Below are 8440 nucleotides of genomic sequence, written 5' to 3' on the forward strand. Positions count from 1 at the left end.
GCGCGGACAAGGAGGCGGCCCGCGTCCTGGCCGAGCTGCCGCAGCCGTTCACCACGTCCCAGGCCCGGCAGGCGCTCGCCACCTCCCGCCGGGTAGCGATCCCGCTGCTGGAGTACCTCGACCGCGCCCGGGTCACCGAGCGCCTCCCCGGCGACCTCCGCCGCCTCCGCCCCCGCTAGCCCGGCCCCCGCAACTCTCTATCAGTCACGTGGGGATAAATCGGACGAATCGAACGCGAAAGTGGTCATAACCGATGGGAAGATGAGCCGGCTCGGTCCCGCGGCTCAGCAAATGAGCCGAAACGATGGGAAGTTGTCGGCCAGCCTGCCGGGCTCATCTTCGTATCACTTCTCGCCCCTGAATCTGGACAAAACGGACGTCAGATGGACCAAAACTGATACGAAGATGATTTTTAGTCTGATAACAGCAAGAAGCGGGGCCGCCGCCTTAGGGGCAGCGGACTCGGCGACCTCGGCGTCGACGGCAGGTGCGGCCTGTCGGCGCGGCCGGTCGGCGGGCGCTAGGGCGTGGTGCGGGCGTAGATCTGGCCGGTGGTGACGTTGTACCAGCCGAGCTTGGTGAAGTGGGCGTCGAACCAGGCGGTGAGCGCCGGCGTCCACGGGATGCGGCGGGCGTTGTTCGGGGACAGCCACACGTAGTCGGCCTTGCCGAGCCAGGACTGCCAGGCGGCCACCACCTGCGGCATGTCCTCCGCGCCGCCCTGGACGCTCACCCCGTGGCTGAGCACCAGCGTCGCCGCGAGCGCGTCGACAATGTCCGGGCAGCCCGGCGGCCGGCTGGCGAACCGGTCGGCGGCTACCGCGAGCGACGCTTGGTCGGTGACGAGGCACGATCCCGGCGGGATCAGGAACGCCCTCGACTCGCCGGTCGTCTGCTGCAGCGGGAACGTCTCCCTGATCTGCAAGGCGGCGATCAGCACGATCAGCACGGCGAATGCCCGGACGAAGATCGCGCGCACCTTCGGGTAGCCGGCCAGCGCGCCGGCCGCGCCGCCCAGGGACAGCGCCAGCCACGGCGCAGGGAAGTCCGGGTAGTGGTAGAAGAAGGCCGAGTAGATCAGGATCGCGGCGCAGGCGAGCACCGCCGTCGCCAGCGACAGCACCTCCAGCTGGGAGAGCCGCCTGCCCTGCCAGATGTACCCGGCGGCGATCACTCCGGCCAGCAGGGCGGCCGCGAGGATCGGCAGCCAGCCCAGGCTTGAGGAGCTCCCGAGGCCTGCCGACGCGCCGGCCGCGAACATCGAATGCGCTCCGGCGTTGAGCGTGACCTGCCCCTGGTTGTTCAGGATGTCGATCAGGCCGGTCAGGTTGGCCAGCCGGATCCCGGTGGAGACCGAGCTGCCGGTACGCACCGCCTGGTCGCCGACCGTGCTGCGGATGAACGTCATCGGCGCGGACGTCAGGAACGGCAGCATAGGCAGGACGAATCCGGCCGCCAGGGCGCCCATGTACGCGCCGGTGCGGCGGCCCCGTTCCCTCCGGTCTGTCAGGCAGAGCACGAGCAGGACCGCGGCCGGCGCGATCGCCCAGAACTTGATGACGCCGGCGAAGCCAAGGGCCAGGCCGGCCCACATCAGCCGGCCGGGCCGGGCCAGGTGGCCGCGGCGGAACGCCGCGTTGACCCCCAGCAGGCAGAACAAGTTCATCCACGGTTCGAGCATCAGCGTGTGCGCCGTGGTGATGTCGCCGGGGTAGACGGCGAGCGCTCCGCAGGTCACCAGCGTGACCACGGCGCCGCGGTAGCGGACCAGGTTGCCGACCAGCGGGACGCACGCGGCGCTGGCCAGCACGGTGAGCACCCGGGCCAGGGCGAGCCCCTTCACCGTGGTGGTGATCTTGGCGATCAGCGCCACCGGGGTCATCAGCAGCAGGATGCCCGGCGGCTGGATGAAGGCGAAGTCCTTGTACGGCAACTGGCCCTCGATGAGCCGCAGCGCGCCGCCGATGTACACGCCGTCGTCGTACTCGGTGATGCCCCTCAGGTAGCCGGCCCTGGTCAGCGTGAACAGCCGGATCCCGACGGCGAGGACCGTCGCGATCAGCATCACGATGCCCGGTGCGGTGAGCCAGTAGTCGCGCAGCCGCGCCGCGCCGAACGGGGACCTGGCGAGCCGCGCGCGCACGCCGCCGACCTGCTGGGAGCCTGGCTGGCCGCGGGACGGTCGTGGCTCGCTTACCACGTCACCCGACGCGGAGAGGTTCCCCTTCACGGGCGGAGACTAGCAGGCATGGAGGTGGCTCCGGACGGCTTTAACGAGGACTTTCAGCGTGTTCAGAGGCAGTGTGCGAATCCCGGCAGAAGGGTCCGCGAAGACGTAGCAATGTTAAGGCGTAACCCTGACGGTTTTCGCGCCAGGGCGGCATTCCGCCCGTAATACAGTCATACGCTGCGAAATTCGGGTGAGCGGCGCAGCGCGTCCGTCACCCTGCGGGTCGTGCCGATCCGGTACAGCGGCAGGCCGCCGCCGTGCACCCGGAACACGGTCGCGCCTGGCACGTCCCTGATCCGGACGACCGCGGTAGCCAGCGGCGACCGCCGCACGACGACCCTCCCGTCGCCGTCAGGCTCGACCTCATACCCGCCGCCGAGGCGACGGGTGAGCACGGCGGCGAGCTCCGCCTGCGTCACGCCCTTCCGCGGTACCCGTATGCGCGCCACACTCGTCCCCTAAGCGCCGTTGACGTGACCGCAGACTACCGCCTCAGGTGGCCAGCCAGACGGCCGTGTCACGGGGCAGCGCGCCGTCGGGGGCCAGCGCGCCACTGGCGAGCAGCACCTCGCGGTGCGGCGGCAGCGGGAGCGGCCGGCTGCCCAGGTTGGCGGCGAACACGAAGCCGGGGTCGCGGGCGAACACCAGCGCGTCATCCGGCGCGTCCAGCCAGCGGATCGCGCCTTCCCCGGCAGGGGCGGCACCACCGCCGGCAGCACCGCCGGCACCACCGCCAGACAACTCGCCGACGCCGAGCGCCGGGTTCTCCCCGCGCAGCCGCAGCGCCGCCTGGTACAGGCGGAGGAACGACAACGGGTCGCCGCGTTCCGCGGCGACGCTGTACGCGCCCCAGTAGGCCGGCTGCGGGAGCCATGGGGGCGCCGGTGAGGAAGCCGGGTCCGTTCCGGAAAATCCGAACGAAGCCCCGCCCCTCTCCCACGGCAACGGCACCCGGCACCCGTCCCGGCCGCGAACCTTCCCGCCGGTGCGACGGAAAGCGGGATCCTGCCGCGCGGCGTCCGGGATGTCGAGCACCTCCGGCAGCCCGAGCTCCTCGCCCTGGTAGACATACGCCGAGCCGGGCAGCGCCAGCAGCAGCAGCGCGGCGGCCCGCGCCGGCGCGACGCCCCACCGGGTCACCGGGCGGACGACGTCGTGGTTGCCGATGACCCACGGGGCGCGTGAGCCGGTGGTCAGCGCCAGCGTCGCGTCGATCCCCTTGCGGATCGCCAGCGCGTCCCACTGCGCGGTGACCAGCTCGAAGTTGAACACCTGCGGCAGGACGTCGGGTGCCAGATAGGGCTGGAGCGTGGCGTAGGTGTCGTACCAGACCTCGCCGATCGCGGTGCGCGGCCCTGGCCAGACATCCGCCGGGTAGCTGTCCAGGATGGCGCGCCACGACCGGTACAGCTCGAGGGTTTCCGGGCGGTGGTAGTAGCCGGACGGCCGGACCGAGCGCACCGTGTCCGCGGCGTCGGCCAGCTCCGGGTCCTTGAAAATGCCGTGTGCCACGTCCACCCGCAGTCCCGCGACACCGCGGTCCAGCCAGAACCTGATGATGTCCTCGAACATCCGCGGCACCCGCGGGTCGCGCCAGTTCCAGTCCGGCTGCCCGGCGTCGAACAGGTGCAGGTACCACTGCCCGTCAGGCACCCGGGTCCAGGCGGAGCCGCCGAAGTTGGACGGCCAGTTGTTCGGCGGCAGGTCCCCGCCGGGCCCGCGGCCCGGCCGGAAGATGAACATCTCCCGCTCCTGGCTGCCCGGCCCGGCCGCGAGCGCCGCCTGGAACAGCGGATGCGCGGAGGAACAGTGGTTGGGCACCAGGTCGACGATGACCCGCATGCCGTGCTCCCTGGCCCGCGCGACGAGCGCGTCGAAGCCGGCGAGCGTGCCGAGCCGCGGGTCGACGTCGCGGTAGTCGCTGACGTCGTAGCCGCCGTCGGCCAGCGGCGAGGGGTAGAAGGGCGTGAGCCAGAGCGCGTCGACGCCGAGTTCTGACAGATAGGGCAGCCGGGAGGTCAGCCCGTCCAGGTCACCGATGCCGTCGCCGTTGCTGTCGGCGAAGCTGCGCGGGTAGACCTGGTACACCACCGCGTCCGCCCACCAGGGGTTGTTGTCAGCCAGCACGGCAGGCAGCGTTCCCCTGTGACGCCGGCCAGTAACGCGTCGCGGCCAGGTTAAGTAAAGTCGTCGACGGAGGCGTCTGGGTGCCTGGTGGCCCCCCTGGTCTTCAAAACCAGTGAGCGGCGTGCCGCGTCGCTGGCGGGTTCGATTCCCGTCCGCCTCCGCCACCTGCACGGGCGCGAGAGCTTCCCGGCCCGTAAGCTAAACGGAAATGACACGCGGACGCAGCTAGGGGCAGCGGTGGCACAGGTGATCGACCGGGAGACGGTTCGCCGTCTAATCGAGCAGGGCGCTCAGATCGTCGACGTCCTGCCCGCTGAAGAGTACGGCGAGGACCACCTGCCGGGAGCGATCAACCTGCCGCTGCGCAAGATCGAGGCCGCGGCCTGCCGCCCTCTCGATCGTGCCCGGCCGATCGTCGTGTACTGCGCGGACTCTGCTTGAGACCTGAGCCCACGAGCCGCGTGCCGGCTCCAGACGCTGGGGTTCAGCGAAGTCTATGACTACCAGGCGGGCATCCGGGACTGGTTGGGAGCGGGCCTGCCTACCGAAGGGGTCAACGCGCAACACCCCCGCCTGGCCGACGTGGCCCGGCGGGACGTACCGACGTGTTCCCTGGATGAGCGGCTTGGCGACGTCCGCGACCGGGTCGCCGCGGCCGGGTGGGACGCGTGTGTGGTCGTGAGCCCCGAATTGGTGGTGCTCGGGCTGCTCAGGGCCAAAGAGCTGAACGTCGACCCAGACTTGCTGGTCGAGCAGGCCATGCGCCCGGGTCCGTCCACGTACCGGCCGTCCGTGAGCGTGACGAAGATGCGCCGTGTCATGGCCGACCGTCGCCTCGATAGCTCGCCTGTCACGACCTCGGACGGCCGGCTTGTCGGGCTGGTTCGCAAGCAGGACATCGCCTAGCCGGTCACGCGCGGCAACCTCGCCGTTCGCCTGCCGAACGAGCCAGTGCGCTGACTGGCGAGGCCGCCGGCCAGAATCGGCTCATGGTTTCCGAGATCTTCGACCCCGACCGGTGGCGCGCCGTCGACGGCTTCGACTTCACCGACATCACCTATCACCGTGCCGTCGACTCTGGCGCCGTCCGCGTCGCGTTCAACCGGCCCGAGGTCCGCAACGCCTTCCGCCCGCATACCGTGGACGAGCTGTACACCGCCCTCGATCACGCGCGGATGAGCGGCGACGTGGGATGCGTGCTGCTGACCGGCAACGGGCCGTCGCCGAAGGACGGCGGCTGGGCGTTCTGCTCGGGAGGCGATCAGCGGATCCGGGGCCGCGACGGGTACCGGTACGCCGACGGTGAGACGGCCGAGGCCATCGACCCGGCGCGCAGCGGGCGGCTGCACATCATGGAGGTCCACCGGCTGATCCGGTTCATGCCGAAGGTCGTCATCTGCGTGGTGCCCGGCTGGGCGGCGGGCGGCGGGCACAGCCTGCACGTCGTCTGCGACCTCACCCTGGCCAGCCGCGAGCACGCCCGCTTCAAGCAGACCGACGCCGACGTGGGCAGCTTCGACGGCGGCTTCGGGTCGGCCTACCTGGCCCGCCAGGTCGGCCAGAAGTTCGCGCGGGAGATCTTTTTTCTCGGCGACACCTACGACGCCGAGGCGGCGTGCCGGATGGGCATGGTCAACGCCGTGGTCCCGCACGCGGACCTGGAGCGCACCGCGCTGGACTGGGCGGCCAAGATCAACGCGAAGAGCCCGACGTCGCAGCGGATGCTGAAATACGCCTTCAACCTGATTGACGATGGGCTGGTCGGGCAGCAGGTGTTCGCGGCGGAAGCCACCAGGCTCGCCTACATGACCGACGAGGCCGTCGAGGGGCGGGACGCGTTTCTTGAGAAGCGCGCCCCGGACTGGACGGGGTTCCCCTACTACTACTAACGTCCGGCTCTGGGTGTTCTTTTCGTCACTTTGATATAGGCGAATAGGCTGAGGGCATGCTGGCTGACTCCTTCGGACGGGTCGCGACGGATCTCCGGGTCTCGCTGACCGATCGCTGCAACCTGCGCTGCGCCTATTGCATGCCGCCCGAGGGCCTGGACTGGCTGCCCGCGCCGCAGGTGCTGACCGGCGAAGAGATCGTCCGGCTGATCAGGATCGGCGTCACCAGCCTCGGCATCCGCGAGGTGCGGTTCACCGGCGGCGAGCCGCTGCTGCGGCGCGAGCTCGAGTCGATCATCGCCAGGACAGCCGCCCTGACGCCGCGGCCGGATATCTCGCTGACCACCAACGGGATCGGGCTCGCCAGGCGGGCCGTCGCGCTGCGCGAGGCCGGCCTCGACCGGATCAACGTGTCGCTGGACACGCTGCGGCCGGAGGTGTTCCGCAAGCTGGCGCGGCGCGACCGGCTGCCCGACGTGCTCGACGCGCTGTCGGCCGCGGCCGCCGCCGGCCTCACGCCGGTCAAGGTCAACGCGGTGCTGATGCGCGGCATCAACGACGACGAGGCGGTGCCGCTGCTGGCCTACTGCCTGGAGCACGGGTACGAGCTGCGCTTCATCGAGCAGATGCCGCTGGACGCGCAGCACGGCTGGAAGAGGGCGGAGATGGTCACCGCGGCCGAGGTTTTCGAGTCGCTGTCCGCCGCGTTCGCCCTGTCAGAGGATTCGGAACGGGCCCGTGGCGCCGCCCCCGCCGAAACCTTCCTCGTCAACGGCGGCCCGGCCCGGGTGGGCGTGATCGCGTCGGTGACGCGGCCGTTCTGCGGGTCCTGCGACCGGGTCCGGCTGACCGCCGACGGCCAGGTCCGCAACTGCCTGTTCGCGCGCTCAGAAAGCGACCTGCGGTCGCTGCTGCGGGGCGGCGCCTCCGACGAGGAGATCGCCGAGCGGTGGCAGGCCGCGGTGGCGGTCAAGCTGCCGGGGCACGGGATCAACGACCCGTCGTTCCTGCAGCCCGACCGCCCGATGTCCGCGATCGGCGGCTGATTACCGGCTCCCGGCTTAGTAGCCCCCGGTGATGATCTCGCTGGCGGGCGGGGGAGTGATGGCGACGGGCGTCCCCGGATAGCCGAAGGTGTATGTGAGGCCGGTGAGACCGTCCGCATCAGGGTCTATGAGCTGCAGCAGTTTCGGCTGCGCGGTGTCGGTGACGTACACGTACGCGGAGTCTTTCGTGTCGGAGACCTTCAGTACACGCTGACCGTTGATGCGCGTCACCGGTCCCTTGATCTCGTCCTGGGCGTCAGCAGCCGGGATCGAGGCGAAGCCCTTCAGCACGGTGTTCAGCTGGCACAGCGAGGTGATTTTTCCGAGACTGGAGTCGCTCGCCGTGGCCGTTATGTACTTGCCCTCCACCGCCGCCAGCTGCGCGGGGTCGGTGACGCCGGTTGCCTCGCGCCAGAACTCGTCGTCCGGCTTGATCCAGACGGTCGAACCGTCGAATATCAGCTGAACCGACCCCTCCTTCGTCTCCGCCACGGTGCCGGTGCAGCCGTCGCTGCCCGCGACCGACAGGTCGAACGTCACCGTCTGGCCGGAATCATCCCCCGTCCCGGTGAGGTGCACGGCAAATGCGGCCTCGGTGTCCATCGAGGCGTGGTGCAAGATCCACACCGAGGTGTCGGCCGCCAGCGGGTCGACGACCGCCTGCGCGTCGAGCATCACCGCCCGCGGCGGTGGCGTATGCGACGGGCCGCAGGCCACGGTGGTGACGGCCAGGGCGCCGGCGAGCAGGACGCCAGGCGCCGAGCGGCGGACTGTAGCCACGGAGTACTCCAGAGAGTGGTGCCCAGCCGGCCGCCAGCTTCTCTGTAGCTAGCCTTCAGCCTTCCGGCAGGTGAGGCGCAATGCTACTCGCGGGATTCACCCGTAGCCCGACTTTTGCTGACAAAGCCGCCCGTGGCGTTCCCTGGCAGGTACCGCGGACCGTGCGCGTCCTCGCAGTGCTCTTCGCCGGGTGGGTGCGCGGCCGCGCCCTGCCCGGCATGTTCGGCGTCGACCCCGGCGCCCGCGTCGCCGTTGGCCGCGGGTCCCGTGTCAGCAGCGTGGTCGCCCTGCAGGGTGAGGTGCGTGATGCCGTACTCGCGGGCGAACAGCGCCTCCAGGTCGGCGCGCACCGCGTGGCAGTCCTGCCG

The 8440-nt window shown here is 70.4% G+C and carries 9 protein-coding genes, 1 tRNA gene and 1 pseudogene; 6 read left to right on the top strand and 5 right to left on the bottom strand.

Annotation, left to right across the window (positions count from 1 at the left end):
- Positions 1-35 precede the first annotated feature (35 nt).
- Positions 36-179, top strand: coding sequence for a SelB C-terminal domain-containing protein (locus WA805_RS13725; RefSeq protein ID WP_425242526.1), 144 nt, complete (start codon positions 36-38; stop codon positions 177-179).
- A 341-nt stretch (positions 180-520) separates the two neighbouring features.
- Here the strand turns inward: WA805_RS13725 and WA805_RS13730 are convergent, their stop codons facing one another.
- The 3 genes from WA805_RS13730 to WA805_RS13740 all read right to left on the bottom strand — a co-directional run bounded on the left by WA805_RS13730 (position 521) and on the right by WA805_RS13740 (position 4354).
- Entirely contained in the window at positions 521-2230 is a 1710-nt protein-coding gene (locus WA805_RS13730) for a hypothetical protein (protein WP_424561930.1), read from the bottom strand.
- A 170-nt stretch (positions 2231-2400) separates the two neighbouring features.
- A complete protein-coding gene (locus WA805_RS13735; RefSeq protein ID WP_422322888.1) occupies positions 2401-2679 on the bottom strand; it encodes a hypothetical protein in 279 nt (92 codons plus the stop codon).
- A 43-nt stretch (positions 2680-2722) separates the two neighbouring features.
- Positions 2723-4354 carry a glycoside hydrolase family 13 protein gene (locus tag WA805_RS13740; RefSeq protein WP_425242527.1) on the bottom strand — a complete coding sequence of 544 codons (1632 nt, stop codon included), beginning with the start codon at positions 4352-4354 and terminating at the stop codon, positions 2723-2725.
- A 71-nt stretch (positions 4355-4425) separates the two neighbouring features.
- Here WA805_RS13740 and WA805_RS13745 point away from each other — a divergent pair.
- The 5 genes from WA805_RS13745 (at position 4426) to moaA (ending at position 7292) form a co-directional block, all read left to right on the top strand.
- Positions 4426-4521, top strand: a tRNA-Sec gene (locus tag WA805_RS13745).
- A gap of 73 nt (positions 4522-4594) precedes the next feature.
- Positions 4595-4798 (top strand): rhodanese-like domain-containing protein, encoded by a 204-nt coding sequence (locus WA805_RS13750; RefSeq protein WP_422281180.1) that lies wholly within the window; start codon positions 4595-4597, stop codon positions 4796-4798.
- A gap of 141 nt (positions 4799-4939) precedes the next feature.
- On the top strand, positions 4940-5263 hold the full coding sequence (locus WA805_RS13755) for a CBS domain-containing protein (protein ID WP_424561331.1): 324 nt from the start codon (positions 4940-4942) through the stop codon (positions 5261-5263).
- Between the two features lie 83 nt (positions 5264-5346).
- A complete protein-coding gene (locus WA805_RS13760) occupies positions 5347-6246 on the top strand; it encodes a 1,4-dihydroxy-2-naphthoyl-CoA synthase (RefSeq protein ID WP_425242525.1) in 900 nt (299 codons plus the stop codon).
- 56 nt (positions 6247-6302) lie between these two features.
- On the top strand, positions 6303-7292 hold the full coding sequence (gene moaA, locus WA805_RS13765) for a GTP 3',8-cyclase MoaA (RefSeq protein WP_424561332.1): 990 nt from the start codon (positions 6303-6305) through the stop codon (positions 7290-7292).
- Between the two features lie 15 nt (positions 7293-7307).
- Here the strand turns inward: moaA and WA805_RS13770 are convergent, their stop codons facing one another.
- Positions 7308-8072: a hypothetical protein gene (locus tag WA805_RS13770; RefSeq protein ID WP_422288974.1), complete on the bottom strand. Its 765-nt coding sequence runs from the start codon at positions 8070-8072 to the stop codon at positions 7308-7310.
- Between the two features lie 83 nt (positions 8073-8155).
- Positions 8156-8440 (bottom strand): annotated as a pseudogene (locus WA805_RS13775) (hypothetical protein); the annotation flags it as partial.

The organism is Trebonia sp., assembly GCF_049794275.1.
Classification (GTDB): Bacteria; Actinomycetota; Actinomycetes; order Streptosporangiales; family Streptosporangiaceae; genus Trebonia.

Coding starts and splice junctions, on each gene's coding strand:
- moaA (WP_424561332.1), top strand. CDS start 6,303: ATGCTGGCTGACTCCTTCGGACGGGTCGCGACGGATCTCCGGGTCTCG.
- WA805_RS13760 (WP_425242525.1), top strand. CDS start 5,347: ATGGTTTCCGAGATCTTCGACCCCGACCGGTGGCGCGCCGTCGACGGC.